Annotated in this window: 25 protein-coding genes; 9 read left to right on the top strand and 16 right to left on the bottom strand. The window is 70.7% G+C overall.

All coding sequences use genetic code 11. From position 1 onward, the window contains the following. Positions 1 to 65: 65 nt before the first annotated feature. The 6 genes from TTH_RS07330 to TTH_RS07305 all read right to left on the bottom strand — a co-directional run bounded on the left by TTH_RS07330 (position 66) and on the right by TTH_RS07305 (position 5229). The gene (locus tag TTH_RS07330; RefSeq protein ID WP_011228689.1) at positions 66 to 1400 is read right to left on the bottom strand and encodes an acetyl-CoA hydrolase/transferase family protein; all 1335 of its coding nucleotides are present in this window, start codon (positions 1398 to 1400) and stop codon (positions 66 to 68) included. After that, positions 1397 to 2434 carry an alanine dehydrogenase gene (locus TTH_RS07325; RefSeq protein ID WP_011228688.1) on the bottom strand — a complete coding sequence of 346 codons (1038 nt, stop codon included), beginning with the start codon at positions 2432 to 2434 and terminating at the stop codon, positions 1397 to 1399. Before TTH_RS07325 ends, TTH_RS07330 begins: the two co-directional genes overlap by 4 nt. Before the next feature lie 133 nt (positions 2435 to 2567). Beyond that, positions 2568 to 3536, bottom strand: a complete 969-nt coding sequence (gene glpX, locus TTH_RS07320; protein ID WP_008632957.1) for a class II fructose-bisphosphatase — start codon at positions 3534 to 3536, stop codon at positions 2568 to 2570. Further along, the gene (gene hisIE / locus TTH_RS07315; protein ID WP_011228687.1) at positions 3526 to 4170 is read right to left on the bottom strand and encodes a bifunctional phosphoribosyl-AMP cyclohydrolase/phosphoribosyl-ATP diphosphatase HisIE; all 645 of its coding nucleotides are present in this window, start codon (positions 4168 to 4170) and stop codon (positions 3526 to 3528) included. The genes glpX and hisIE overlap by 11 nt, the downstream gene beginning before the upstream one ends. A gap of 4 nt (positions 4171 to 4174) precedes the next feature. After that, complete coding sequence (gene hisF, locus TTH_RS07310; protein WP_011228686.1) at positions 4175 to 4933, bottom strand: imidazole glycerol phosphate synthase subunit HisF; 759 nt, start codon at positions 4931 to 4933, stop codon at positions 4175 to 4177. After that, positions 4930 to 5229 (bottom strand): Uma2 family endonuclease, encoded by a 300-nt coding sequence (locus TTH_RS07305; protein WP_011173494.1) that lies wholly within the window; start codon positions 5227 to 5229, stop codon positions 4930 to 4932. The genes hisF and TTH_RS07305 overlap by 4 nt, the downstream gene beginning before the upstream one ends. 46 nt (positions 5230 to 5275) lie before the next feature. On the opposite strand from TTH_RS07305, the gene trmFO reads away from it, so the two are divergent. Both trmFO and TTH_RS07295 read left to right on the top strand, forming a co-directional pair. Further along, on the top strand, positions 5276 to 6607 hold the full coding sequence (gene trmFO / locus TTH_RS07300; RefSeq protein WP_011228685.1) for a methylenetetrahydrofolate--tRNA-(uracil(54)-C(5))-methyltransferase (FADH(2)-oxidizing) TrmFO: 1332 nt from the start codon (positions 5276 to 5278) through the stop codon (positions 6605 to 6607). Position 6608: 1 nt separating this feature from the next. After that, positions 6609 to 7598: a TIGR00341 family protein gene (locus tag TTH_RS07295; RefSeq protein WP_011228684.1), complete on the top strand. Its 990-nt coding sequence runs from the start codon at positions 6609 to 6611 to the stop codon at positions 7596 to 7598. A 47-nt stretch (positions 7599 to 7645) separates the two neighbouring features. Here the strand turns inward: TTH_RS07295 and uvrA are convergent, their stop codons facing one another. After that, entirely contained in the window at positions 7646 to 10504 is a 2859-nt protein-coding gene (gene uvrA / locus TTH_RS07290) for an excinuclease ABC subunit UvrA (protein ID WP_011228683.1), read from the bottom strand. A gap of 75 nt (positions 10505 to 10579) precedes the next feature. Here uvrA and TTH_RS07285 point away from each other — a divergent pair, with 75 nt between their 5' ends. Continuing rightward, on the top strand, positions 10580 to 11494 hold the full coding sequence (locus TTH_RS07285) for an SIS domain-containing protein (protein ID WP_011228682.1): 915 nt from the start codon (positions 10580 to 10582) through the stop codon (positions 11492 to 11494). A 51-nt stretch (positions 11495 to 11545) separates the two neighbouring features. Here TTH_RS07285 and TTH_RS07280 read toward each other — a convergent pair whose 3' ends face one another. Then, positions 11546 to 12259, bottom strand: coding sequence for a 2-phosphosulfolactate phosphatase (locus tag TTH_RS07280; RefSeq protein WP_008632942.1), 714 nt, complete (start codon positions 12257 to 12259; stop codon positions 11546 to 11548). A 9-nt stretch (positions 12260 to 12268) separates the two neighbouring features. After that, positions 12269 to 12919: a Crp/Fnr family transcriptional regulator gene (locus TTH_RS07275; protein ID WP_011228681.1), complete on the bottom strand. Its 651-nt coding sequence runs from the start codon at positions 12917 to 12919 to the stop codon at positions 12269 to 12271. Between the two features lie 48 nt (positions 12920 to 12967). On the opposite strand from TTH_RS07275, the gene TTH_RS07270 reads away from it, so the two are divergent. The 4 genes from TTH_RS07270 to TTH_RS07255 are packed head-to-tail and all read left to right on the top strand — an operon-like array spanning position 12968 to position 16052. Next, positions 12968 to 13597 (top strand): ABC transporter ATP-binding protein, encoded by a 630-nt coding sequence (locus tag TTH_RS07270; protein ID WP_011228680.1) that lies wholly within the window; start codon positions 12968 to 12970, stop codon positions 13595 to 13597. A 12-nt stretch (positions 13598 to 13609) separates the two neighbouring features. Next, positions 13610 to 14317, top strand: coding sequence for a phosphorylase family protein (locus TTH_RS07265; RefSeq protein WP_011173486.1), 708 nt, complete (start codon positions 13610 to 13612; stop codon positions 14315 to 14317). Positions 14318 to 14320: 3 nt separating this feature from the next. Further along, positions 14321 to 15136, top strand: coding sequence for an enoyl-CoA hydratase/isomerase family protein (locus TTH_RS07260; protein ID WP_011228679.1), 816 nt, complete (start codon positions 14321 to 14323; stop codon positions 15134 to 15136). Between the two features lie 43 nt (positions 15137 to 15179). Further along, complete coding sequence (locus tag TTH_RS07255; RefSeq protein ID WP_011173484.1) at positions 15180 to 16052, top strand: phosphohydrolase; 873 nt, start codon at positions 15180 to 15182, stop codon at positions 16050 to 16052. A gap of 86 nt (positions 16053 to 16138) precedes the next feature. Here the strand turns inward: TTH_RS07255 and TTH_RS07250 are convergent, their stop codons facing one another. From TTH_RS07250 to TTH_RS07230, 5 genes are all read right to left on the bottom strand, one after another. Further along, positions 16139 to 16576 carry a DUF2267 domain-containing protein gene (locus TTH_RS07250; RefSeq protein WP_011228678.1) on the bottom strand — a complete coding sequence of 146 codons (438 nt, stop codon included), beginning with the start codon at positions 16574 to 16576 and terminating at the stop codon, positions 16139 to 16141. A gap of 69 nt (positions 16577 to 16645) precedes the next feature. After that, entirely contained in the window at positions 16646 to 16855 is a 210-nt protein-coding gene (locus tag TTH_RS07245) for a dodecin (protein ID WP_011173482.1), read from the bottom strand. Positions 16856 to 16864: 9 nt separating this feature from the next. Continuing rightward, positions 16865 to 18511: a long-chain-fatty-acid--CoA ligase gene (locus tag TTH_RS07240; protein WP_011228677.1), complete on the bottom strand. Its 1647-nt coding sequence runs from the start codon at positions 18509 to 18511 to the stop codon at positions 16865 to 16867. Positions 18512 to 18585: 74 nt separating this feature from the next. Then, the gene (locus TTH_RS07235) at positions 18586 to 19539 is read right to left on the bottom strand and encodes an MBL fold metallo-hydrolase (RefSeq protein WP_011173480.1); all 954 of its coding nucleotides are present in this window, start codon (positions 19537 to 19539) and stop codon (positions 18586 to 18588) included. After that, positions 19536 to 20423, bottom strand: coding sequence for a phosphohexomutase domain-containing protein (locus TTH_RS07230; RefSeq protein WP_011228676.1), 888 nt, complete (start codon positions 20421 to 20423; stop codon positions 19536 to 19538). Before TTH_RS07230 ends, TTH_RS07235 begins: the two co-directional genes overlap by 4 nt. Positions 20424 to 20460: 37 nt before the next feature. On the opposite strand from TTH_RS07230, the gene TTH_RS07225 reads away from it, so the two are divergent. Both TTH_RS07225 and TTH_RS07220 read left to right on the top strand, forming a co-directional pair. Beyond that, on the top strand, positions 20461 to 22539 hold the full coding sequence (locus TTH_RS07225; RefSeq protein ID WP_011228675.1) for an ATP-dependent helicase: 2079 nt from the start codon (positions 20461 to 20463) through the stop codon (positions 22537 to 22539). Continuing rightward, the gene (locus TTH_RS07220) at positions 22536 to 23258 is read left to right on the top strand and encodes a hypothetical protein (RefSeq protein WP_011228674.1); all 723 of its coding nucleotides are present in this window, start codon (positions 22536 to 22538) and stop codon (positions 23256 to 23258) included. Before TTH_RS07225 ends, TTH_RS07220 begins: the two co-directional genes overlap by 4 nt. Here the strand turns inward: TTH_RS07220 and TTH_RS07215 are convergent. After that, a complete protein-coding gene (locus TTH_RS07215) occupies positions 23255 to 23866 on the bottom strand; it encodes a thiamine diphosphokinase (protein ID WP_011228673.1) in 612 nt (203 codons plus the stop codon). The genes TTH_RS07220 and TTH_RS07215 overlap by 4 nt on opposite strands. Continuing rightward, positions 23863 to 24813, bottom strand: coding sequence for an ABC transporter ATP-binding protein (locus tag TTH_RS07210; protein WP_164926098.1), 951 nt, complete (start codon positions 24811 to 24813; stop codon positions 23863 to 23865). The genes TTH_RS07215 and TTH_RS07210 overlap by 4 nt, the downstream gene beginning before the upstream one ends. Positions 24814 to 24826 lie beyond the last annotated feature (13 nt).

Below are 24826 nucleotides of genomic sequence, written 5' to 3'. Positions count from 1 at the left end.
AGGGAGGCTTCCCAGGGACCTTTTGCCGGGGCCCCCATGCTGGCTTGGGCCAGCATGGGGTGGGATTACGGCCTCCCGCGCTTTTCCTCCAGCCCCTTCAGGTCCACGCCGGGGTAGCCCCGGGGGAGGAGGCCCCGCTCCCAGGCGCCCTGGAGGAGGGCCTCGCGGAAGTCCGGGTGGGCGATGGCGATGAGGGCTTTGGCCCTTTCCCTTAGGGAGCGGCCGAAGAGCTCGGCCACGCCCCACTCGGTGACCACGTAGTGCACGTCGGCCCGGGTGGTGACCACCCCCGCGCCCGGCTTGAGGAAGGGGACGATGCGGCTTTGGCCCTTGGCGGTGGAGGGCAGGGCGATGATGGGCTTCCCCCCCTCGCTCCGCGCCGCCCCCCGGATGAAGTCCAGCTGGCCGCCGAAGCCGGAGTAGATCCGGGTGCCGATGGAGTCCGCCACCACCTGGCCCGTGAGGTCCACCTCAATGGCCGAGTTGATGGCCACCATCTTGCGGTTTTGGGCGATGACGAAGGGGTCGTTCACGTAGTCGGCGGGGTGGAGCTCAAAGAGGGGGTTGTCGTGGACGAAGCGGTAGAGCCTCTCCGAGCCCAGGACGAAGGTGCCCACGATCTTCCCGGGGTGGAGGGACTTTTTCGCCCCGGTGATGAGGCCCTTTTCCCAGGCCTCGAGGACCCCGTCCGAGATCATCTCCGTGTGGACCCCGAGGTCCCTCCGGCCCTCCAGGCTCGCCAAGACCGCGTCGGGGATGGCCCCGATGCCCATCTGCAGGGTGGCCCCGTCCTCAATGAGGCCCGCCACGTGCTCCCCGATCCTCCGCTCCACCTCGCCAAACCCCTCCCGCTTGAGCTCGGGCAGGGGCCAGTCCACCTCCACGATGGCGGTGAAGCGGGAGACGTGGACGAAGGTGTCCCCCAGGGTCCTCGGCATTCTGGGGTTCACCATGGCGATGACGATGGGGGCGGCCTCCACCGCGGCCTTCGTGGCGATCACCTCCACCCCCAAGGAGCAGAAGCCGTGCTCGTCGGGCGGGGAGACCTGGACGATGGCGGCGTCCAAGGGGAGGATGCCCCGCTTGAAGAGCCAGGGCACCTGGTGGAGCATGACGGGCACGTAGTCGGCCCGGCCCTGGTTCACCGCCTCCCGGTCGGCGGGGCCCACGAAGAGGGAGCGCCTTCGGAAGTGCCCCTCCATCTCCAAAGAGGCGAAGGGGTCTTCCCCCATCTGCAGGAGGTGGACGAGCTCCACGTTTTCCAGCTCGTCCTTGCGGGCGGCGAGGGCCTTGAGGAGGGGCGTGGGGGTGGCGGCGTTGCCGGAGACGAAGACCCGCATCCCCGAGCGGATCAGGCCCACGGCGTCCTCGGGGGAGGTGAGCTTCTTGCGGTAGCTCATTCTAGGTGGCCTCCTTTCTCGCCGAAGAGGAGGTAGGCCCCCTGGCGGAGCCCGGGAAGGGCCAGGGGGTCTTCCTGGATCCGGAGCAGGTAGGGGAGGAGGGTGAGGGTGAGGGCGTGGCTTGCGGTGCGGGGGACGAGGGCGGGGACGTTGGGGAGGCAGAAGTGGGTGACGCCCATCTCCTGGTAGACCCCAGGGCGGCTGGTTTCCGAGACGCCCCCCTGGTCTATGGAGAAGTCCAGGAGGACGCTTCCGGGGCGCATGCGGGCGAGGAGGCCGCGGGTGAGGAGAAGGGGGGTGCGCTCCCCAGGGACGGCCACCGCCCCCACCAGGACGTCGGCGAAGGCCACGTACCGCTCCAGGCGGTCCTGGGTGACGAGGGCGGTGATGGCCCCCGGGGCCTCCCGGGCGGCCTCCTCCAGCGGGGGAAGGGCCCGGTCCAGGAGGTGGACCGAGGCCCCCGCGCCCAGAAAGGCCCGCGCCGCCGCCCGGCCCAGGACCCCCGCCCCCAGGACGACCACGTCCGCCGGGGGGATGCCCACCAGGCCGGAGAGGAGGATGCCCGGGCCCTGGGGGGCCTCGAGGAGCCGCCCGGCGAGCTGGGGGGCCATGCGCCCGGCGATCTCGCTCATGGCCTTCAGGACGGGGCGGCGGCCCTCCTCGCCCACCAGCTCGTAGCCGATGGCGGTGAGGCCCTTTTGGGCCATGGCCTCCACGAGGGGGCTTTCCGCCACCGCCAGGTGGAGGAAGGCCATGAGAACGGCGTTTTTGCGCATGAGCCCCACCTCCTCGAGGGTGGGGCGGGCCACCTTGAGCACCACCTGGGGGCGGCCGAAGGCCTCCTCCCGGCCCACGAGCCTGGCCCCCGCTTCCTCGTAGGCCTCGTCGGGAAAGCCCGCCCCTTCCCCCGCGCCCCGCTCCACGTAGACCCGGTGCCCCGAGGCGACGAGCTCCCGCACCCCCTGGGGCGTGAGGGGCACCCGCCTTTCCGGGATCTCCCCGCCCGACCGTTCTCTGGGCACGCCGAACTCCATGCCCCAAGCCTACGCCGAAAGCCCCGGGGCGGATGTCCTTGGGGAAGAGGCCCCCACGTGGCGGCCGCCGGGGCGCTTGGGCGTTTCGCCCCCTGCGTTCTTACGGCCCAAGCGCCCCCAGGGGCCTCCCCGTTTAGACCCGGATGGTGACCCGGGCGCCCGTCTCAAAGAGGTGGATGGAGTCTATGAAGCGCACCACCCGTGTGGCGTGGCCCATGACGATGGAGTGGGTCCTGGCCCCGCCCCCGAAGAAGCGCACGCCCTCCAGGATGTCCCCGTCGGTGATCCCGGTGGCGGCGAAGACGATCTCCTTCCCGGGGGCGAGGTCCTCGGTCTTGTAGATGCGGTGCTCGTCCCCGCCCATGGCCTTTAGGCGCTCCCTTTCCTCCTCGTTTTGCGGGACGAAGCGGGCCTGGATCTCCCCGCCCAGGCACTTTAAGGCGGCGGCGGCCAAAACCCCTTCCGGGGCCCCGCCGATGCCCATCACCGCGTGGACCCCGGTGCCGCGGATGGCGGCGGCCAGGGCGGCGATCACGTCCCCGTCGGAGATGAGCTTGACCCGGGCCCCCGCTTCCCGGATCTCCCGGATGAGCCTTTCGTGCCGGGGGCGGTCCAGGACCACCACCACCAGGTCCTCCACGGAGCGCTGGAGGGCGAGGGCCAGGGCCTTGAGGTTGGCGGAGACGGGCCAGGTGAGGTCCACGAGGCCGGCGGCGGGCGGGGGGACGATGAGCTTTTCCATGTACATGTCGGGGGCGTGGAAGAGCCCGCCCTTTTCGCTTAGGGCGATCACGGTCACGGCGTTGGGCAGGCCCTTGGCGGCGGTGGTGGTGCCCTCCACGGGGTCCACGGCGATGTCCACCTCTAGCCCCCCCTGGCCCAGCACCTCCCCGATGTAGAGCATGGGGGCCTCGTCCATCTCCCCCTCGCCGATGACCACGGTGCCCCTTATGGGGAGTTCGTTCAGCACCCGGCGCATGGCCTGGGTGCCCGCTTCGTCCACCGCTTCCTTGTCCCCCTTGCCCGCGAAGCGGCTCGCGGCCAGGGCCGCTTGCTCCGTGACCCGGACGACCTCGAGGACCAGCCGGCGTTCAATTTCCATGGCTTCCATCATAAGGGCTTCGCGGCCGGTGCCGCTCCCAGAGGGTCTTCGCCAGGTCCTCGGGGGTGAGGCCGAGCTCCGCCAGGGTGAGGAGGAGGTGGAAGAGGAGGTCCGCCGCTTCGTGGCGAAGCTCCTCGGGGTTTTGGTTCTTGGCGGCGAGGATCACCTCCCCCGCTTCCTCCCCGATCTTCTTTAGGATCCGGTCCAGGCCTGCTTGGTGCATCCGGGCCACGTAGCTTCCCTCGGGGAGGGTCCTTAGGCGCTCCTTGATGGTGGCGTAGACCTGGCCCACCACGAAGCCGAGGTCCTTCTCCCCTTCAAGGAGGGCCCGGTGGAAGCAGGTCCTCTCCCCCGTGTGGCAGGCGGGGCCTTGGGGGAGGACCCGGTAGACCACGGCGTCCCCGTCGCAGTCCAAAAGAACCTCCACCACCTCCTGGGTGTGCCCCGAGGTCTCCCCCTTGCGCCAAAGCGCCTGGCGGCTTCGGCTAAAGAAGGTGCTCCGCCGGGTCCTTAGGGTCTCCTCCAAAGCCTCCCGGTTGGCGTAGGCCAGGGTGAGGACCTCCCCGGTGCGGGCGTCTTGGACCACCACGGGGACGAGGCCCTTTTCGTCAAAGCGGACGGCGGAAAGGTCCATGCCCCTAGTCTAGCCGCACGTGGACGCCTTTTTCCGCGAGGTAGCGCTTAAGCTTGGGAATGGGGATCTCGCCAAAGTGGAAGACGCTTGCGGCCAAGGCGGCCTCGGCCCCGGCCTGGAAGGCCTCGAGGAAGTGCTCCATCCGCCCGGCCCCGCCGCTGGCGATCACCGGGACCCCCACCGCCTCGGCCACCATGCGGGTGAGCCTGAGGTCGTACCCCTCCTTGGTCCCGTCCCGGTCCATGCTGGTGAGGAGGATCTCCCCGGCCCCAAGCTCCACCCCCTTCACCGCCCACTCCACGGCGTGGAGGCCCGTGGGCACGCGCCCCCCCGCCACGTGGACCTCGGGGAAGTCCCCCCGCCACCTGGCGTCTATGGCCAGGACCACCGCCTGGGCGCCGAAGTGATCGGCAAGCTCCCGGATGAGCTCGGGCCGCCTCACCGCGGCGGAGTTCACGCTCACCTTGTCGGCCCCCGAAAGGAGGAGCTTCCTCGCGTCCTCCAAGGAGCGCACCCCCCCGCCCACGGTGAGGGGGATGAAGACCCGTTCCGCCACCCTCGCCACCACGTCCAGGAGGATGGCCCGTTCCTCGTGGGTGGCGGAGATGTCCAGGAAGACGAGCTCGTCGGCCCCCGCCTCGTCGTAGGCCCGGGCCGCCTCCACGGGGTCCCCGGCGTCCCTTAGGTTCACGAAGTTCACCCCCTTGACCACGCGGCCCGCGTGGACGTCCAGGCAGGGGACGATGCGCTTGGCGAGGCTCATAGGGGGGGCTGGAAGGGGAACTCCGCCTGGGGCAGGAGGAGGGGGGCGATCGTTTCGCCTCTGGCCACAAGGAAGCGGCCCCCCTCGGGGTCCCGGTGGACCTCGAGGCCCTCCCGGGTGAGGCGCCAGACCTCGGGGAGGCCTGCCCGGGCGTAGAGAGGAAGCTTCTTCTCCCGGTCCCAGGCCTCGGTGGAGAGGCTCACCTCCACCAGGAGGAGCACGTCCTCCGGGCCGGGATGGGCCTGGGTGTAGAAGTCCTCCTCCACCCGGAACCGGTGCCGCACCACGGAGGCCATTATAGTCCACTTTCCCCTAGGCCTTTCCGGTGCTACCATCTAAAGGATGGAACGGGTGAACGTGGTGGGGGCGGGCCTCGCGGGGAGCGAGGCCGCCTGGACCCTCTTGCGCCTGGGCGTTCCCGTGCGCCTTTTTGAGATGCGCCCCAAGCGGATGACCCCGGCCCACGGGACGGACCGCTTCGCCGAGATCGTCTGCTCCAACTCCCTGGGCGGGGAAGGGGAGACCAACGCCAAGGGGCTTCTCCAGGCGGAGATGCGCCGGGCGGGAAGCCTCGTCATGGAGGCGGCGGACCTCGCCCGAGTGCCCGCCGGGGGGGCCTTGGCCGTGGACCGGGAGGAGTTCAGCGGCTACATCACGGAAAGGCTCACGGGCCACCCCCTCCTCGAGGTGGTGCGGGAGGAGGTGCGGGAGATCCCCCCTGGGATCACCGTGCTCGCCACGGGGCCTTTGACCTCCGAGGCCCTGGCCGAGGCCCTGAAGCGGCGCTTTGGCGACCACTTCCTCGCCTACTACGACGCCGCAAGCCCCATCGTCCTCTACGAGAGCATTGACCTCACGAAGTGCTTCCGCGCGGGCCGCTACGGCCAGAGCGCCGACTACCTCAACTGCCCCATGACCGAGGAGGAGTACCGGCGCTTCCACCAGGCCCTCCTCGAGGCCCAGCGCCACACCCCCCACGACTGGGAGAAGCTGGAGTTCTTTGAGGCCTGCGTCCCCGTGGAGGAGCTCGCCCGGAGGGGCTACCAGACCCTGCTCTTTGGCCCCATGAAGCCCGTGGGGCTCGTGGACCCCCGCACGGGGAAGGAGCCCTTCGCCGTGGTCCAGCTCCGCCAGGAGGACAAGGCGGGGCGGATGTGGAGCCTGGTGGGGTTCCAGACGGGGCTCAAGTGGCCCGAGCAGAAGCGCCTCATCCAGATGATCCCCGGCCTGGAAAACGCCGAGATCGTCCGCTACGGGGTGATGCACCGGAACACCTACCTAAACGCCCCGAGGCTCCTTGGCGAGACCCTGGAGTTCAGGGAGGCGGAGGGGCTTTACGCCGCCGGGGTGTTGGCCGGGGTGGAGGGGTACCTGGAGAGCGCCGCCACGGGCTTCCTCGCCGGGCTCAACGCCGCGCGGAAGGCCCTGGGGCTTCCCCCCGTGGCGCCCCCGGAGGAGAGTATGCTGGGGGGGCTTGTGCGCTACCTGGCCACGGCGAACCCGGAGGGCTTCCAGCCCATGTACGCCAACTGGGGCCTGGTGCCCCCGGTGGAGGGGAGGATGGGCAAGAAGGAGAAGCGCCAGGCCATGTACCGGAGGGGCCTCGAGGCCTTCTCCGCCTGGCTTTCCGGCCTGAACCCGCCCCTTCCCCGCCCCGAGGCGGCCCTCGTCTGAGATGCCCCTCCGCGTCCTCCTCTTCGCCGTGCCCGAGAAGGACGAGGAGGCGGTGGCCGCCCTCCTGGCGGAGGCGGGGCCCTGGGCCGCCTGGAGGAGCCGGGAGGGGGGCGAGGTCCTCTACCACGTCTTCTTGGAGGCGGGCCAGGTGGAGCCCGTGAGCGACGCCTTACAGAACCGCTTTGGGAAGGCGCTGCGCCTGGCCGTCCTCCCCGTGGAGGCGGTGGTGCCTCCCCCGGAGGAGGCCAAGCCCCCCGAGGAGAAGCCCTCGCCTGAGCGCGTGGGCCGGGAGGAGCTTTACCAGGAGCTTTCCGAGGCCAGCGAGGCGGGCGGCGTCTACCTCGCCCTGGTGGCCCTGGCCACCCTGGTGGCGGCCGTGGGCCTGGTGAAGGGGAGCGCCGCCTTGGTCATCGGGGCCATGGTGATCGCTCCCCTGCTCGGGCCCGCCATGGCCTTGGCCCTGGGCTCCGCCCTAGGGGATCTGGACCTCTTCCGCAAGGCCTTTAGGACCTTGCTTTTGGGCGTGGCCCTGGCGAGCGGGCTCTCCCTGGCCTTGGGGTTTTTCCTCCCCGTGGACCCCTCTGCTCCTGAGCTTGCCCCGAGGACGAGGCCGGGCCTCGAGGACGTGGCGGTGGCCCTGGCCGCCGGGGTGGCGGGGGCCTTGGGGTTCACCACCGGGGCCCCGGCCGCGTTGGTGGGGGTGATGGTGGCCGTGGCCCTCCTCCCCCCCTTGACCGCCGCCGGGCTTCTTTCGGGGGCAGGCTACCCGGAAAAGGCCTTTGGGGCCGTACTCCTCTTCGCGGTGAACGTGGCCAGCGTGAACCTGGCGGGGGTGGCCACCTTCCTCCTGCAACGGGTCCGCCCCCGCACCTTTTGGGAGGCGGAGCGGGCGGCCCGGGCCTCGAGGACGGCCCTCCTCCTCTGGGGCCTGAGCCTCGCCCTCTTGGCGGGGCTCCTTTACCTCGCCCAGAGGGTCCTTCCCGGGTTCTGACGCGCGGGCACCCGGGGCCCCCACGCGGGCGCGAGCCCGCGTGGGGTTTAGTCCGCCGCCACCCCGATCCGGGCGGCGATCTCGGGGATCCGGGCGAGGAAGGCCCCCGTGGGGCTCCCCGTGAGGGCCACCTCCTCGGGGGTGCCCTCGGCCACGATCTCCCCGCCCCGGTCCCCGCCCTCGGGGCCCAGGTCAATCACCCAGTCCGCGGTCTTCACCACGTCCAGGTTGTGCTCAATGACCACCACGGTGTTGCCCGCGTCCACCAACCGGTGGAGGACCGAGAGGAGCTTCGCCACGTCGTCAAAGTGCAGGCCCGTGGTGGGCTCGTCCAGGATGTAGAGGGTGCGGCCCGTGGCCTTGCGGCCGAGCTCCGTGGCGAGCTTGATCCTCTGGGCCTCCCCCCCGGAGAGGGTGGGGGAGGGCTGGCCCAGCTTCATGTACCCCAGGCCCACGTCCACCATGAGCTGGAGCTTCCGGGCGATGGAGGGGACGTTCTGGAAGAAGTCCAGGGCCTCCTCCACCGTCATGTCCAGAACGTCGGCGATGCTCTTCCCCCTGAGCTTGACCTCCAGGGTCTCCTTGTTGTAGCGCTTGCCCTTGCAGACCTCGCAGGGGACGTAGAGGTCGGGGAGGAAGAGCATCTCAATCTTCACCGTCCCGTCCCCGCCGCAGGCCTCGCACCGCCCGCCCTTGACGTTGAAGGAGAAGCGGCCTGGGCCGTACCCCCGCTTCCTGGCCTCCGGGGTCTTGGCGAAGAGGTCGCGGATCTCGTCAAAGACCCCGGTGTAGGTGGCGGGGTTGGACCGGGGGGTGCGGCCGATGGGGGACTGGTCAATCTCAATGACCTTGTCCAGGTGCTCCACCCCCTCCAGGGCCTCGTAGGGCCCGGGGGTCGTCTTGGCCCGCATGAGCCTTTGGGCCAGGGCGGCGTAGAGGACGTCGTGGACCAGGGTGCTCTTCCCCGAGCCCGAGGGGCCGGTGATGGCCACGAAGCGGCCCAGGGGGATCCTCAAGGTGACGTTCTTCAGGTTGTGCGCCCGCGCCCCCTTGAGGACGAGCCACTTGCCGTTCCCCTTGCGGCGCTCCTTGGGCACGGGGATCCTCTTTTCCCCCCTGAGGTAGGCCCCGGTGAGGCTTTGCGGGCTTTTGAGGATGTCCTCCAGGGTGCCCTGGGCCACCACCTCCCCCCCGTGGATCCCCGCCCCCGGACCCATGTCCACGATCCAGTCGGCGGCCCGCATGGTCTCCTCGTCGTGTTCCACCACGATGAGGGTGTTGCCCAGGTCGCGGAGCCTTTTGAGGGTGCGGATGAGGCGCTGGTTGTCCCGGGGGTGGAGGCCGATGCTGGGCTCGTCCAGCACGTAGAGGACCCCGGTGAGGCCCGAGCCCACCTGGGTCGCGAGCCGGATCCTCTGGGCCTCGCCTCCGGAGAGGGTGTTGGCCGCCCGGTCCAGGGTGAGGTAGTCCAGGCCCACGTCCACCAGGAAGCCGAGCCGCTCCACGATCTCCCTGAGGATGGGCCGGGCGATCTGGGCCTGGAAGGGGGGAAGGGTCTTCTCCAGGCCCTGGAAGAACGCCAGGGCCTCCCGCACGGGGAGGGCGGAGACCTCGGCGATGTTCCTCCCCGCCACCTTCACCGAGAGGACCTCCCGCTTGTACCGGGTGCCCCCGCAGGCGGGGCAGGGCCTTAAGGACATGAAGCCCTCCAGGGCCTCCCGCACCCCCTCGGAGTCGGACTCCTGGTAGCGCTTCTCCAGCCAGGGGATCACCCCCTCGTACCGCACCTCCACCCGGAAGGTTTCCTTGCCGCCCCGGCGGAAGACCACCTCAAAGGGCTCGGGAAGGCCGTAGAGGACGGCGCGCTTCGCCTCCTCCGGCAGGTCCTTGAAGGGGGTCTTGAGGTCAAAGCCCAGGTGCTCGGCCAAGGCCCTAAGGCGGTCCCAGAGGTAGCTCCTCCCCGTGTCCCGCCCCCGGGACCAGGGGAGGATGGCCCCCTCGGCCAGGGAGAGCTCGGGGTTCACCACGAGCTCGGGGTCAAACTCCTGGCGGTAGCCGAGGCCGGAGCAGGCGGGGCAGGCCCCGTAGGGGCTGTTGAAGGAGAAGATGCGGGGCTCCAGCTCCTCCAGGACCGAGCCGTGCTCGGGGCAGGCGAACTTCTCCGAGAAGAGCTCCTCTTCCCCGGTGTCCGGGTAGAGGACCCGAAGAAGGCCTTCCCCCCGAAGCAGGGCGAGCTCCACCGCCTCGGCGATGCGGGGGCGCTCCTCCTCCTTCAGGACCACCCGGTCAATCACCAGGTCAATGTCGTGCTTCTCGTACTTCTCCAGGCTGAGGCCTTGGGCCTCCTCCAGGAGGTAGATGACCCCGTCCACCCGCACCCGGGCGTAGCCTTCCTTCAGGAGCTGCTGGAAGAGCTTCCTGTACTCCCCCTTCCTTCCCCGCACCAGGGGGGCCATGAGGATGGCCCGGGTGCCGGGGGGGCGCTTGAGGAGGCGGTCGGTGATCTCGCTCGCCGACTGCTTCTCAATGGGACGGCCGCACTCGGGGCAGAAGGCCTGCCCCACGCGGGCGAAGAGGAGGCGGAGGTAGTCGTGGATCTCCGTGACGGTGCCCACGGTGGAGCGGGGGTTGTGGCTCGTGGTCTTCTGGTCAATGGAGATGGCCGGGGAAAGCCCCTCAATGCTCTCCACCTCGGGCTTGTCCATCACGCCCAGAAACTGCCGGGCGTAGCTGGAGAGGCTTTCCACGTAGCGCCTCTGCCCCTCGGCGTAGATGGTGTCAAAGGCCAAGGTGCTTTTCCCCGAGCCGGAAACCCCGGTGATGACGATGAACTTGCCCCGGGGAAGCTCCAGGCTGATGTTCTTCAGGTTGTGCTCCCGAGCGCCCCGGATGACGATGCGGTCCATCCGTGGAAGTATACCACCCCCTCGGGGGATGGGGGTAGGGCCTAGGGCGGGGGTGGGCCTTGCTATCATGGCCCCATGGCCTCCTGGACCGCGGAAGCCCCGGGGGTGGTGGAACGCCTCCTCAAGGAGAACGCGCCCGAGGTGCGAAGCCTCGCCCGCTTCCTCCGCCGCAGGAACCCGGCCCTCGTCCTGGCCGCGGCCCGGGGGCGGGGAGGCCTCGCCGCCCTCTACGCCAAGCACCTCCTCGAGGCCCGCCTCCTCTGGCCCGTCCTCCCCTTGGCCCTCCCCCTCTTTGCCCTCTACGGGGCGAGGCCCAAGGCGCCTTTTCCGAGCCTCCTCCTCGCCTACGACCTCGCTGGGGAGGGGGCGGGCGCGGAGGAACTGGTGCGGGCCTACCGGGGGGAGGGCGCCCTGACCCTGGCCTTCGTGGGCCGGGAGGAGAGCCCCTTGGCCGGGGCGGCCGAGGCGGTCCTCCCCCTCCACCTGGGCGGGGCGGAGGGCGCGGGCTTCCTCGCCGGGCTTGCGGCCACGGCCCAGCTTGCCGCCCACCTCCTGGAGGAGCCCCGCCTGCGGGAGGCCCTTCCTGCCCTGCCGGAGGCCATGGCGCGGGCCCTGGAGGGGGAGGAGGGCCTGGAGGTGGGGGAGGGCCTCTTCGTCCTGGGGCCGGGCTTCGCCTATCCCGTGGCCCTGGAGGCCGCCTTGCGCCTCAAGGAGGCGGGCCTCCGCGCCGAGGGGGTGGCCGCCCTCGAGGAGCTTTTCCCCGCCGGCCTCCCCCTCCTGGTCCTGGTGGGGCGGGACGGGGTCTTGGCCGGCCTCATCCCCGCCCTGGAGGGCCTCAAGGCCAGGGGAGTGCCCCTCTTCGTCCTCTCCCCCGAGCCCGAGGCCCTGGCCCTCGCCGACCTCCCCCTGCCTCTCCCCGTGGCCTTGGCGCCGGAACTGGACCCCATCCTCCTCGGCCTGGGCTTCCACGCCCGCCTCGCCGCCCGCTAAGCCCACCAAAAGGGCTTCCCCCCGTGGGCAGCTTTTGTGGAGCCTGGAGGCTCAGGCCCGCTTGAAGATGAGGGCCTCGCCCACCCGGCCCCGGAGGACGGGGACGGCGGCGCTTTTGGCCACCTGGGCGCAGAAGGGGACGTCGGCCTCGAGGCCCACCTGCTTGAGGGCCAGGGCGGCGGCGGAGAGGGAGAGGGCCTCCAGGGGGTCGGGGTAGGCCCGCTTCACCGCGAGGGCGACCCGGGCGCCGTCCTCCGGCTCCACCTCCCCCAGGAACCCCAGGTACTCGGCCAGGACCCCGGCGGTGTAGAGGTCGTCCAGGCCCGCCCGCCCTTCCTTTCCGGCGCAGAGGATGGCCACCTCCTCCGTGGCAAGCTCCCTCGCCAGGCGGGCCGCCGCGTGGGCGTTGTAGAGGGAGGCCAGGAGGACGTGCTTGGCCGTGCGGGCGGCGGCGTGGGCCGCCTTGGTGCCGTTGGTGGTGCTCATGACCACCACCCGTCCCGCCACCTGGGCCGAGAGGGCTTCCCGGGGGCTGTTGCCCAGGTCAAACCGGGGCGGCTTCAGCCCCCCCGTTTCCCCGGCCAGGACCACGTCCTCGTCCTTGAAGGCGAGGGCGCTCTCCAGGCTTGGCGTCCAGTACAGGGCCTCGGCCCCCGCCTCCAGGAAGGCCGCCGCCGTGGTGGTGGCCCGGATCACGTCCACCACCAGCACCACGTCCGGGTAGGCGAGGTGTTCCCCTGGGATCACGTCCACGCGCAGGCGCACCGCTTCCTCCTAGGCAAGCCCGAAGGCGATCTCCTCAAGAAGCGCCGCTTCCCGCACCTCCACCGTCCCGGGGCCGAGCCTGACCACCCCCTCCTCGGCCAGGGCGTGGAGGACCCGGGAGACGGTTTCCCGGCTGGTCCCCGCCAGGGCGGCGAGCTCGTGGTGGCGGATCTGGAAGAGGGGGCCGAGCCCCTGGCGGAGGAGCTTGAGGAGGGCGTAGGCCACCCGGTTCCGGGCCTCCTCAAAGGAGAGGAGGTCAAGCTCCAAGTCGGCCTCCCGGAGGCGCCGGGCGAGGAGGGCGGCCAGGTTGTGGGCCACCAGGGGGAGGCGCCGGATCAGGGCCAGGTAGTCCTCGCGGAAGAGGGCGAGGAGCTCGGTGTCCTCCACGGCCACGGCGCTGGCGCTCCTCTCCCCCTCGTCCAGGAGGCTCATCTCCCCGAAAAGCTCCCCCGGCCCAAGGAGGGCCAGGGTCCTTTCCTGGCCCCCGAGGTGGGTGCGGAAGAGGCGGACCTTCCCCGAGGCCACCAGGTAGAGGGCCTGCCCCAGGTCCCCCTGGTAAAAGATGGGCTTCCCCTGAGGGTAAAGGCGCCGCTGGAAGTAGCTCAGGGCCAGGTCCACCTCCTCCGGGGCCAGGCCGTGGAACAGGGGGCTTCCCTTCACCGCCAAGAGTCTAACGGAAACTTCATCTTTTGCCTAGAGGATGAGAGGGTGCGCCCGGTCCTCGAGGCTCGAGGCCTCGGCTACAGCTACGGCAACGGCCTCCTTTTCCGCGGCCTCTCCTTCGCCCTGGGCCCGGGGGAGGCCCTCGCCCTTCTCGGGCCTTCGGGGAGCGGCAAGACCACCCTCCTCCACCTGGTGGCGGGCCTCCTCCCCTTCCAGGAGGGGGAGGTCTACTGGGAGGGGGAGGCGATCCGGGGGGTCCCCGAGGCGCGCCTCGCCCGGAGGCGGCTTTCCTTTCTGGGCCTCGTCTTCCAGCACCACTTCCTCCTCCCCGAGCTCACCGCCTTGGAGAACGTCCTCGTCCCCGGGTACCTGGCGGGCCGGGTGGACCGGGGGCGGGCGTGGGCCCTCCTGGAGGCCCTCGGCCTCAAGGAGAAGGCCCACCTCCTGCCCCAGCGCCTCTCCGGGGGGGAGAGGCAGCGGGTGGCCGTGGCCCGGGCCCTCTACCTGAGGCCCCGGCTCCTCCTCGCCGACGAGCCCACGGCGAGCCTGGACCGCCGCCAGGCCCGGGAGGTGTTGGCCCTCCTCCGGGCCCTGGCCCGGGAGGAGGGGGCGGCCCTCCTCCTCGCCACCCACGACGAGGCCCTGGTGGAGGGCCTTCCCGCCCTCAGGCTGTAGTATGTTGGCGGTATGAGCCCCATCCACGTGCGCGCCCACCCCGGGGACGTGGCGGAGCGCGTCCTTCTTCCCGGGGATCCGGGCCGGGCCGAGTGGATCGCCAAGACCTTTTTGCAAAACCCCAGGCGGTACAACGACCACCGGGGGCTTTGGGGGTACACGGGCCTTTACAAGGGCGTGCCCGTCTCCGTCCAGACCACGGGGATGGGCACCCCCTCGGCGGCCATCGTGGTGGAGGAGCTGGTCCGGCTTGGCGCCCGGGTCCTCGTCCGGGTGGGGACGGCGGGGGCCGCTTCTTCGGACCTCGCCCCGGGGGAGCTCATCGTGGCCCAGGGGGCCGTGCCCTTGGACGGCACCACCCGGCAGTACCTGGAGGGGCGCCCCTACGCCCCGGTGCCCGACCCCGAGGTCTTCCGGGCCCTCTGGCGCCGGGCGGAGGCCTTGGGCTACCCCCACCGGGTGGGGCTCGTGGCCAGCGAGGACGCCTTCTACGCCACCACCCCCGAGGAGGCCCGGGCCTGGGCCCGCTACGGCGTCCTCGCCTTTGAGATGGAGGCCAGCGCCCTCTTCCTCCTCGGAAGGATGCGGGGGGTGCGGACGGGGGCCATCCTGGCCGTCTCCAACCGCATCGGCGATCCGGAGCTCGCTCCCCCTGAGGTGCTCCAAGAGGGCGTTCGGCGTATGGTGGAGGTGGCCCTCGAGGCCGTCCTGGAGGTTTGAACTATGGAGCACGAGCACGAACACGAGTTCGTCCTGGAGATCCCGGAGTTTGAGCACCTCAGCTACGAGGTGGAGGAGGGCATCGCCCTCGTGACCCTGAAGCGGCCCGAGGCCCTAAACGCCCTCTCCCAGAGCCTCCTGGAGGAGCTCGCCGAGATCCCCGAGCTGGTCCAGCAGGACCCCGAGGTCCGGGCGGTCATCTTCACCGGGGAAGGGAAGGCCTTCGCCGCAGGGGCCGACCTGAAGGAGATCGCGGCCATCAAGGACCCCTTCATGGGCCGGGAGTACGCCCTCTTCGGCCAGCGGGTCTTCGCCGAGATCGCCGCCCTCCCCGTCCCCACCATCGCCGCCATCAACGGCTACGCCCTGGGCGGGGGCCTGGAGCTCGCCCTGGCCTGCGACCTCCGGGTGGCGGCCAAGACCGCCAAGCTGGGCCTCCCCGAGGTGGGCCTCGGCCTCATCCCCGGCTTCGGAGGCACCCAGCGCCTGCCCCGCCTCATCGGCCGGGGGAGGGCCTTGGACCTCATCTTCACCGGGCGGCACGTGGACGCGGAGGAGGCCCTTTTCCTCGGGCTCGTGAACCGGGTGGCGGAGGACGCCCTGGAGGAGGCCAAGAAGCTCGCCCAAAAGATCTTGAAGAACGCCCCCATCGCCTTGGCCCTGGCCAAGGAGAGCGTGGTCCGGGGCGAGGGCCTGGACCTGGCCGAGGCCCTGGAAATCGAGGCCGACCTCTTCGGCTACGCCGCCGCCACCGAGGACATGAAGGAGGGGGTGCGGGCCTTCCTGGAGAAACGCCCCCCGAGCTTCAAGGGCGAGTAGGGCCGAAGCCCTTTCCTCCCGGATGGGGTAAGGTGGGCGGAGGATGCAGGAACGCGTGTTCCACGTAGCGAGCCCCAAGGCCAAGCTTTACTCGGAGGCCGACCAGGCCATCCGGGAGCGGCTCAAGGACTTTCCCAAGGCCCTCAGGGCCTACGAGATGCTCGTCCAGGACCCCGAGGCCCGCTCCGGGTGGAACATGGCCAACTACCTCACCATGCGCAAGCTGGGGTACAACGACCACGGCCGGGTTCACGCCCTCCTCACCGGGGCGGCCAGCGTGGCCATCCTCGCCCTCCTCTCGGAGGCGGGGGTCCGGCTGGACACGGTGGAGTCGGGGGCCGGGGAGCTGGAGGACGCCTACGTGGTCGTGCTCCTCTCCACCATGCTCCACGACCTGGGCAACCAGGTCCACCGCTTCGGGCACGAGGCCTTCGGGGTGGTCCTCGCCCTTCCCATCCTGAACCGCATCCTGGACAAGCTCTACCCCGATCCCGAGCAGCGCACCGCCATCCGGGCCCTGATCCTCCACGGCATCTACAGCCACGACCTCTCCCCGGAGCCCCTCACCATTGAGGCGGGGATCACGGCCGTGGCGGACGGGACCGACATCACCAAGGGCCGGGGCAGGAAGGCCTTCCAGCTTGGGAGCATAGACATCCACTCCATCAGCGCCTTGGCCGTGGACGAGGTGCGGATCCTCAAGGGGGAGAAGGTGCCGGTGGAGATCCAGGTGACCATGAACAACTCCGCCGGGATTTTCCAGGTGGAGGAGACCCTCACCAAGAAGGTGCTGAAAAGCCCCCTGAGGCCTTACGTCACCGTGGTGGCCATGACGGATGGGGAAGGGGGCCAGGACCAGCGCATCGTCCACCGGGTGCGCCTGCACGAGACGGAGGACCGCTTCGTCCTGGACTAAGGACCCCACCGTGGCTTTCGCCACGGTGGGGGCCCCAAAGAGGGGATTTTAGGCGCGGGCTCTCGGAGGGCTTAAAGGGTGGGCGCTTAGCCTTGGGGCCAGAGGGCCCGCAGCTCCTTGGGCAGGAGGCCTAGAACGTCCTCCAGCTCCCCTTGGGAGATCTCCCGGGAAAGGACCTTGAAGACGGCCCGGGTGGCGGCCTCCGGGTCCACGGCGGGGCCGGAAGGGGTTTTGAGCTCTTCGGCCACGTGGGCCAGGAAGGCCTCCTTGTGCCGCTCCTTCAGGGGTTTGCCCGTGGGGTCCCAGCCCTCGTAGTAGAGGCCCCGCACCAGCATGGGGAGCTGGGCGGCGAGCTGGGCCACCTCCTCCACGGTGAGCCGGTCGCGCAGGGCGTGCAGCACCGCCCTCAGGGCCAGGTAGGCCTTGTGGCGGTCCTCGGTGCCGAGCTCCTCCATGATCGCCTTGAGCCAGGCGTGGGTCTTGTGGAGGGTCCGGTCAAAGACCTCCAGCCCGGTGGCGCTCATAGGCCTCACCTCCCACCTTCAGGGTGGGGGTGTGAGTCTAATGTTGTCAAGTCTATTGCTTCTCTTTGGCTAAGTCTCTTCCAAGCGGAACCCCACCTCCAGGACCACCTGGTACTCCTTCACCCCCGCCTCGCCGATGGTGCCCCGGATCTCCTTCACCTCAAACCAGTCCAGGTGGCGCAGGGTCTTCCGCGCCCGCGCCAAGGCGGCCTGGATGGCGGCCTCGAGGCCCTCCTCGCTCGTCCCCACGAGCTCCACCTTCTTGTAGACCTTGCCCATGGGGGCATTCTACCGCTTCGCCGCCACTTCCTTTTGCAGCTCCCGCTTGAGGATCTTCCCCACGCTGGACTTGGGGAGGCTTTCGCGGAACTGGATGATGCGGGGGACCTTGTAGGCGGCGAGGTTTTGGCGGCAGAAGCGTTCTATGTCCTTTTCCGAGACCTTGCCTTGGTACTCGGGTTTGAGGACGAGGAAGGCGGCCACGGTTTCGCCGCGGTAGGGGTCTGGGACGCCCACCACGGCGGCTTCCTGGACGGCCTCGTGCTGGTAGAGGACTTCTTCCACCTCCCTGGGGTAGATGTTGTAGCCGCCGGCGATGATCATGTCTTTTTTGCGGTCCACGATGTAGAAGTAGCCGTCTTCGTCCATTTTGGCGAGGTCGCCGGTGAAGAGCCAGCCGTCTTTGAGGGTTTTTTGGGTTTCTTCGGGGCGGTTCCAGTAGCCTTTCATGACGTTGGGGCCTTTGACGGCGAGTTCGCCCACCTCGCCTGGGGGGAGTTCCTTTCCTTCCTCGTCCACCACCTTGGCGTCCACGCCGGGGAAGGGGAGGCCCACGCTCCCCAGGCGCCTTTCGCCGTAAAGGGGGTTGCAGTGGGTCACGGGGCTCGCCTCCGTGAGGCCGTAGCCCTCCACCAGCTTGGCCCCGGTGAGCCTCTCAAAGCGCTCGGCCACCTCCAAAGGGAGGGGCGCCGAGCCGGAGATGCAGGCCCGGACGCTCTTGAGGTCCCGCCTTTCTATGCCGGGGAAGTTGTTGAAGGCCACGTAGAGGGTGGGGACGCCGGGGAAGAGGGTGACCTGGTGTTTTTCAATGGCCTCCACGATGGCCTTGATCTCGGGCCTGGGGAGGAGGACGAGCTTCGCCCCGCCCAGGAGGGCCAGGTTCATGGCCACGGTCATCCCGTAGACGTGGAAGAAGGGGATGGCCCCGAGGACCACCTCCTCCCCCTCCCTGAAGTCGGGGATCCAGGCCCGCACCTGGAGGGCGTTGGCGGAGAGGTTCCTGTGGGTGAGCATCGCCCCCTTGGCGAGGCCCGTGGTGCCCCCGGTGTACTGGAGGAGGGCGAGGTCGTCCAGGTCCAGGGGCACGGGGCGGGGCGTTCCGGGCCTGAGGAAGGCCCGCCAGGGGAGGCCCTCGAGGGCCTTGGGGGCTTCCCCTTTCCGCCTGAGAAGGAGGGGGTAGAGGAGGTTCTTGGGGAAGGGGAGGTAGTCCTGGATCCCCGTGCGCACCACCTTCTCCACGGGCACCTCCCCCTTCACCTCCAGGTAGCGGGGGAGGAGCTGGTCCAGGATCACCAGGAACCGGGCCCCGGCGTCCCTGAGCTGGTGGTGAAGCTCCCGTGGGGTGTACATGGGGTTGGTGTTCACCCCCACGCCCCCGGCGAGGAGGGTGCCGTAGAAGGCGATGACGAACTGGGGAGAGTTGGGGAGCATGAGGGCCACCCGGTCCCCGGGCTTTAGCCCCGCCTCCTGTAGGCCCTTGGCGAAGGCCTCCACCTCGCGCCAGAGGGCCGCGTAGGTGAGCCTTCGCCCGAGGAACTCCAGGGCCACCTTCTTGGGGAAGCGGCGGGCCGTCTCCGCCAGGGCCTCGGGAAGGAGCCGGGGCGCGGGGGCCTCCTTGGGGACCCCGGGATCGTAGTGGGCGTACCAGGGCTTCATGGCACCTCCTTGAACCGGGTCAAAGCTTACCCCCGGACTCCGCCCCGGGGCAAGCCCGGCCAGGGCTAGGGGCCTTAGCGCCGGAAGTACCGGTAGGGCGGGCCCCCCCGCCCCACCGCCCCCTCCTCCCGGAGGTACTCCAGGTGGGCCAGGGTCTCGGCGAAGGCGAAGCGCCGGCCCGCCGGGTCCAGCTCCTGGGGAAAGAGGTGGAGGGAGAGCTCCCAGGCGGTTTTGGGTCCGTCCAGGAGGGCGAGGAGGGCCTCGAGGCGGGCCTGGTGGTGGGCCTTGAGCTCCTCCGCCCTTTGCCGCACGTCCGCGATGGGCCCGAAGTGGCCGGCGTAGGCCACCCTGGCCCCCAGGTCCGCCAGGCGGTCCAGGGAGCGGAGGAAGTCCTTGAGGGGGTTTTCCCGGGTGTAGGCCCAGAGGCCCACGTTGGGGGAGACCTTTTCCAGGAGGGCGTCCCCTGCGAGGAGCACCCCCTCCTCCTCCAGGTAGAAGGCCGCGTGCCCGTCCGCGTGCCCCGGGGTCCAGAGGACCCTAAGCCGCTTCCCCGCCACCTCCAGCGCCTCCCCGTCCCTCAGGGGGAGGGGGTTTTGCGGCGGGTGGACCCGCTCCCTCGTCTTCTCCACCGTCTCCCGGATGCCCTGGAGGGCGCCTTCCGGGGTGCCGTGGTCCAGGAAGAGCCGCCAAGAGGCCTCGGCGAAGGCCTCGGGCTCCCGCCAGAAGCGATGGCCCCGGGCGAACTCCTCCTCGTGGAGGAAGACCCTGGCCCCCAGGCCCTCAAAGAAGCCGGAGAGGCCGTAGTGGTCGGGGTGGTGGTGGGTGAGGAGGATAGTCTTCACGTCCTGGAAGCAGAGGCCGAGCTCCGCCAGATGGAGCTCCAAGGCCCCCCGGGCGGCCCGGGTGCCGAGGGCGGTGTCCACGAGGGCCACCTCCCCCGCCCCCTGGAGGAGGTAGAGGTTGACCGTCTTCAGGGGGTAGGGGATGGGGACGGGAAGGAGGTAAAGGCCGGGCAGGAGGGCCTTCACAGGAGCACCCCCATGAGGAGGAGGGCGGCGAGGAAGGGGTCGGGCTCCTCCAGGTGCCAGGGGAAGCGGTAGGCCCCCTCCCCCAGGGCCTCCACCTCCCGGCCCTGGGCCGCCTCCCGGAGGCGGGCCAGGGCCTGGTCCCCAGGGAGGGCCTCCCCCCCGGGGAGGTAGACCCCGAGCCGGTCGGCGTCCCCGTCCAGGGCGAGGCCCAAGGCGGGGGGCTTGGCCTCGCGGAGAAGGAGGCGGAGGGTCCTGAGGTGCTCCGGCCTCGGGTCCGGGGCCACCCCGTAGAAGAGGGGGTGGGGAAGGGGGTGGAGCTCCCTGAGCTCCACGGGGGCCTCGAGGCGCTTCAGAACCTGGCCCAGGATCCCGCCGCCCGCCCCGCCCATGGCGTCCAGGTAGACCACGCCCCGCTTGAGGGCGAGGCCCTGGGCGCTCTTCCGGAGGTGGTCCAGGTAGTCCCGGCGCGCCTCCAGCGGGGCGAAGGGTCCCGGGGGAGGGGGGGGTGCGGGGGCCACCTCCTTCCCGGGGAGGGGCCTCCCCGGGCCCAGGCGGAGCTTCACCCCTTGGAAGGCGAAGGGCCTGCGGCTTCCCGTGAGGTAGAGCCCTGCGGCCTCCTTCGCCCGGAGGGCGAAGCCGAAGAGGGGCAGGGGGGCGGGGCCCTGGAGGAGGTGGACCTCGAGGCCGAGCCCCCCGAGCACCCCGGCGGCGTGCTCCGCCATCTCCCGGGCAAGGAAGCGGGCGTCGTGCCCCACCACCACCCGAGGGATCCCCTCCGCCTGGAGGCGCTTCCCGAAGCCCGCCGCCACCTCCCCCAGGGCCTGGAAGGTGAAGCCCCGGGCCATCTCCCCTACGAAGCCGTCCTGCGTGGCCACAAGCTCCATGCCCTAAAGTCTACCCCGCGCGTGGTAGACTCTCCCCGTGAGCGACGCCCTCCTAGCCCCCCTCAACGAGGCCCAGCGCCAGGCGGTCCTCCACTTTGAGGGGCCCGCCCTGGTGGTGGCCGGGGCGGGGAGCGGGAAGACCCGCACCGTGGTCCACCGGGTGGCCTACCTCGTCGCCCGCCGGGGGGTCTTCCCCTCGGAGATCCTGGCCGTCACCTTCACCAACAAGGCCGCCGAGGAGATGCGGGAGCGCCTCCGGGGGCTGGTCCCGGGGGCGGGGGAGGTCTGGGTCTCCACCTTCCACGCCGCCGCCTTGAGGATCCTCCGCGTCTACGGGGAGCGGGTGGGCCTCAGGCCCGGCTTCGTGGTCTACGACGAGGACGACCAGACCGCCCTCCTCAAGGAGGTCCTGAAGGAGCTCGCCCTCTCGGCCCGGCCCGGCCCCATCAAGGCCCTTTTGGACCGGGCGAAGAACCGGGGCGTGGGCCTTAAGGCCCTCCTCGGCGAGCTTCCCGAGTACTACGCCGGGCTTTCCCGGGGAAGGCTTGGGGACGTCCTGGTGCGCTACCAGGAGGCCCTTAAGGCCCAGGGGGCCTTGGACTTCGGGGACATCCTCCTCTACGCCCTGAGGCTTTTAGAGGAGGACGAGGAGGTCCTCAGGCTCGTGCGCAAGCGGGCCCGCTTCATCCACGTGGACGAGTACCAGGACACGAGCCCCGTCCAGTACCGCTTCACCCGGCTTCTCGCCGGGGAGGAGGCCAACCTCATGGCCGTGGGCGACCCCGACCAGGGGATCTACTCCTTCCGGGCGGCGGACATCAAGAACATCCTGGACTTCACCCGGGACTACCCCGAGGCCCGGGTCTACCGCTTGGAGGAGAACTACCGCTCCACCGAGGCCATCCTCCGCTTCGCCAACGCCGTGATCGTGAAGAACGCCCTCCGCCTGGAGAAGGCCCTGCGCCCGGTGAAGCGGGGCGGGGAGCCCGTGCGCCTCTACCGGGCGGAGGACGCCCGGGAGGAGGCCCGCTTCGTGGCCGAGGAGATCGCCCGGCTCGGCCCCCCCTGGGACCGGTACGCCGTCCTCTACCGCACCAACGCCCAAAGCCGCCTTCTGGAACAGGCGTTGGCGGGGCGGGGGATCCCGGCGCGGGTGGTGGGCGGCGTGGGGTTCTTTGAAAGGGCCGAGGTCAAGGACCTCCTGGCCTACGCCCGCCTCGCCCTCAACCCCCTGGACGCCGTGAGCCTGAAGCGGGTCCTGAACACCCCCCCTCGGGGCATCGGCCCGGCCACCTGGGCCAGGGTGCAGCTCCTCGCCCAGGAGAAGGGGCTTCCTCCCTGGGAGGCCCTGAAGGAGGCGGCCAGGACCTTTTCCCGCCCCGAGCCCCTGAGGCACTTCGTGGCCCTGGTGGAGGAGCTTCAGGACCTGGTCTTCGGCCCCGCCGAGGCCTTCTTCCGCCACCTCCTCGAGGCCACCGACTACCCCGCCTACCTCCGGGAGGCCTACCCCGAGGACGCCGAGGACCGCCTGGAGAACGTGGAGGAGCTCCTCAGGGCGGCCAAGGAGGCGGAGGACCTGCAGGACTTCCTGGACCGGGTGGCCCTCACCGCCAAGGCGGAGGAGCCCGCCGAGGCGGAGGGGAGGGTCGCCCTCATGACCCTGCACAACGCCAAGGGGCTGGAGTTCCCCGTGGTCTTCCTCGTGGGGGTGGAGGAGGGGCTTCTGCCCCACCGCAACTCCGTGAGCACCCTCGAGGGCCTGGAGGAGGAGCGCCGCCTCTTCTACGTGGGCATCACCCGGGCCCAGGAGAGGCTCTACCTCTCCCACGCCGAGGAGCGGGAGGTCTACGGCAGGCGGGAGCCCGCCCGGCCGAGCCGCTTCCTGGAGGAGGTGGAGGAGGGGCTTTACGAGGTGTACGACCCCTACCGGCGCCCGCCCTCCCCGCCCCCCCATCGCCCGAGGCCCGGGGCCTTCCGGGGCGGGGAGCGGGTGGTCCACCCCCGCTTCGGCCCCGGCACCGTGGTGGCGGCCCAGGGGGACGAGGTCACGGTCCACTTTGAGGGGTTTGGGCTCAAGCGCCTTTCCCTCAAGTACGCGGAGCTTAAGCCGGCATGAGGGCGCTTGCCTCCACCCCCCGCCCCCTCCTCTACCTCCACCGGGGCGGGGGCGGCTTCTTTGACCTCCTCCTCGCCCAGGTGACCAGAGCCCGCCTGCCCCTCTTCCTCCACCCCGTGGCCATGGAGGAGGGGTGGGAGGCCTTCCTCCCCTGCCTCAAGGGGCTCGGCTTCGCCGGGGCGGTCCTGGAGGAGGCCGCTTCCGCGCCCGAGGGGGTCCGCCTCGAGGCCGAGGCCGAAAAGGCCAGGCGGGTGGACCTCCTCGTTCCTGCGGGCGGGGGGCTTCTCGGCCAGTACACGGAAGGCGTGGCCCTGGAGCGGCTCCTCGCCCAGCGCTTCCCCGGGGCCCGGGCCCTGTGGCTTGGGCCCCTCCGCTTTGAACTCGCCCCCTTCCTCCGGGGCCTCGGCGAGGTCCACGTGGCCGCCCCGAGCTACGCCGAAGGGGACGCCTTCCTCGCCCGCCTCCCCGCCCCCCTCCGGGGCCGGGTGGCCCTCCGCCCCGAGGAGGTGCGGGCCTTGGTCCTCCGGGTGGACCTCCTCCTCCTGAACACGCCCCGCCCGCCTTTGGACCTGGCCCAGCCCTACCACGCCGCCTTGGCCCTCGCCCCCGGGGCCCGGGCCGTGGCCGAGCGGGTCCAGCTCTTCCTCGGACCGGAGGACCTCTGGAGCGGGCGGGTCTGGGCCGTCCTCGAGGGCCTGGGGCACACCCCCTTGGGCTAAAAGAGGTAGAGGAGGGCCCGCCCCGCCTCCAGCCGCACCCGGATGGGCCCCAGGGCCTCGTTTTCCAGGGTGCGGCTGGTGGCCTTGAGGGCCGTGGGGGGAAGGTCCCACCGGGCCCCCTCCACCCCCAGGGTGGCCTCGGGGAAGGGGAGGAGGCTGAAGGGGGTGCCGGGCCTCAGGGGAAAGGCGTGGAGGCCGGGGAGGAGGGGGAAGGCCCGGGTGAGCCCGTCCGTGAGCTCCACCCGCACCCCCTTCTGCGCGAGGAGGAAGGCGAGTTCCAGGTGGACCAGGGTGTGGTCCAGCCGCCCCCCCAGGGCGCCCAGGAGGAGCACCTCCTCCGCCCCAAGCTCCAGGGCCTTCCGGAGGAGGGCCTCCCCGTCCGTGAGGTCCTTCTCCCGGGGAAGGACCTCCTTGGGCGCGGAAAGGGCCTCCTGGAGCCAAGGGGGGCTTGAGTCAAAGTCCCCAAGCCAAAGCTCCGGGGTAAGCCCTAAGGCCAAGGCGTGCCGCCCCCCGGAGTCCGCCGCCAGGAGGCGGTAGCCCCTAAGCCTTTCCTTCAAGGCCTCCGTGGCCAGGAGGGGGCCGCCCAAGAGGAGGGCGAAGCGCCTCATCCCTCCAAGGGTACCGCCTGGGCGGGGTCCAGGCGGAGGGCTATGGGGGCGCCCTCTTCCGGGCCCTCGGGGGCCTCGAGGTAGAGCCTGACCCCCCCTACCCGCACCCAAAGCCCCACCCGTGGCCCGAAAAAGAGCCGCTCCTCCACCACCCCTTCCAGGCTCCCCCCGAGGGCGAGGGCCCTTGGGGGGAGGAGGTGGGCCTTTGGGGGAAGCCCTAAGGCCTGGCTTTCCCCGGGGGAGAGGAGGTTCTTGTGCCCCAGGAAGCGGGCGGCCCATGGGTCCTTGGGGCGGGCGTAGACCTCCTCGGGCCGGCCCACCTGGACCAGGCGCCCCTCCCGCAGAAGGGCCACCCGGTGGGCGAGGAGGAAGGCCTCCCCCTGGTCGTGGGTCACGAGGAGGGTGGTGACCCCTTCCTCCTTGAGCGTCCGGCGCAGGAAGAAGAGGAGCTCTTCCCGAAGCCTCAGGTCCAGGGCCCCTAAGGGCTCGTCCAGGAGGAGGAGCCTGGGCCTAGGGGCCAGGGCCCGGGCCAGGGCCACCCTCTGTTGCTCGCCCCCGGAAAGCTCCTGGGGGCGCTTCCTGGCGTGGGGGGTGAGCTCCATGCGCTTGAGGAGCTCCCGCACCCGCCCCTCTCTCGCCTCCCTTGGCCAGCGGGCCTCCACAAGGCCGAAGGCGACGTTTTCCTCCACGGTGAGGTGGGGGAAGAGGGCGTAGTCCTGGAAGAGGAAGCCCACTTTCCGCCTTTCCGGGGGAAGGGGGGTGAGGTCCTCGCCCAGGAAGCGCACGAAGCCCCTATCGGGCCTGAGGAGCCCGGCCACGAGCCTGAGCAGGGTGCTCTTCCCGCTTCCCGAGGGTCCGAGGAGGGCCAGGGTCTCGCCCTCGGCCACGGAGAGGGCCACAGAGAGGCGGAACCCGGAGAAGGCCTTTTCCAGGGAAAGCTCCAGCACCCTCCCATTAAAC

Source organism: Thermus thermophilus HB8, from assembly GCF_000091545.1.
GTDB lineage: Bacteria > Deinococcota > Deinococci > Deinococcales > Thermaceae > Thermus > Thermus thermophilus.
The sequence above is the reverse complement of the archived record's forward strand: the minus strand, read 5'-3'. Positions and strand labels throughout refer to the sequence as shown.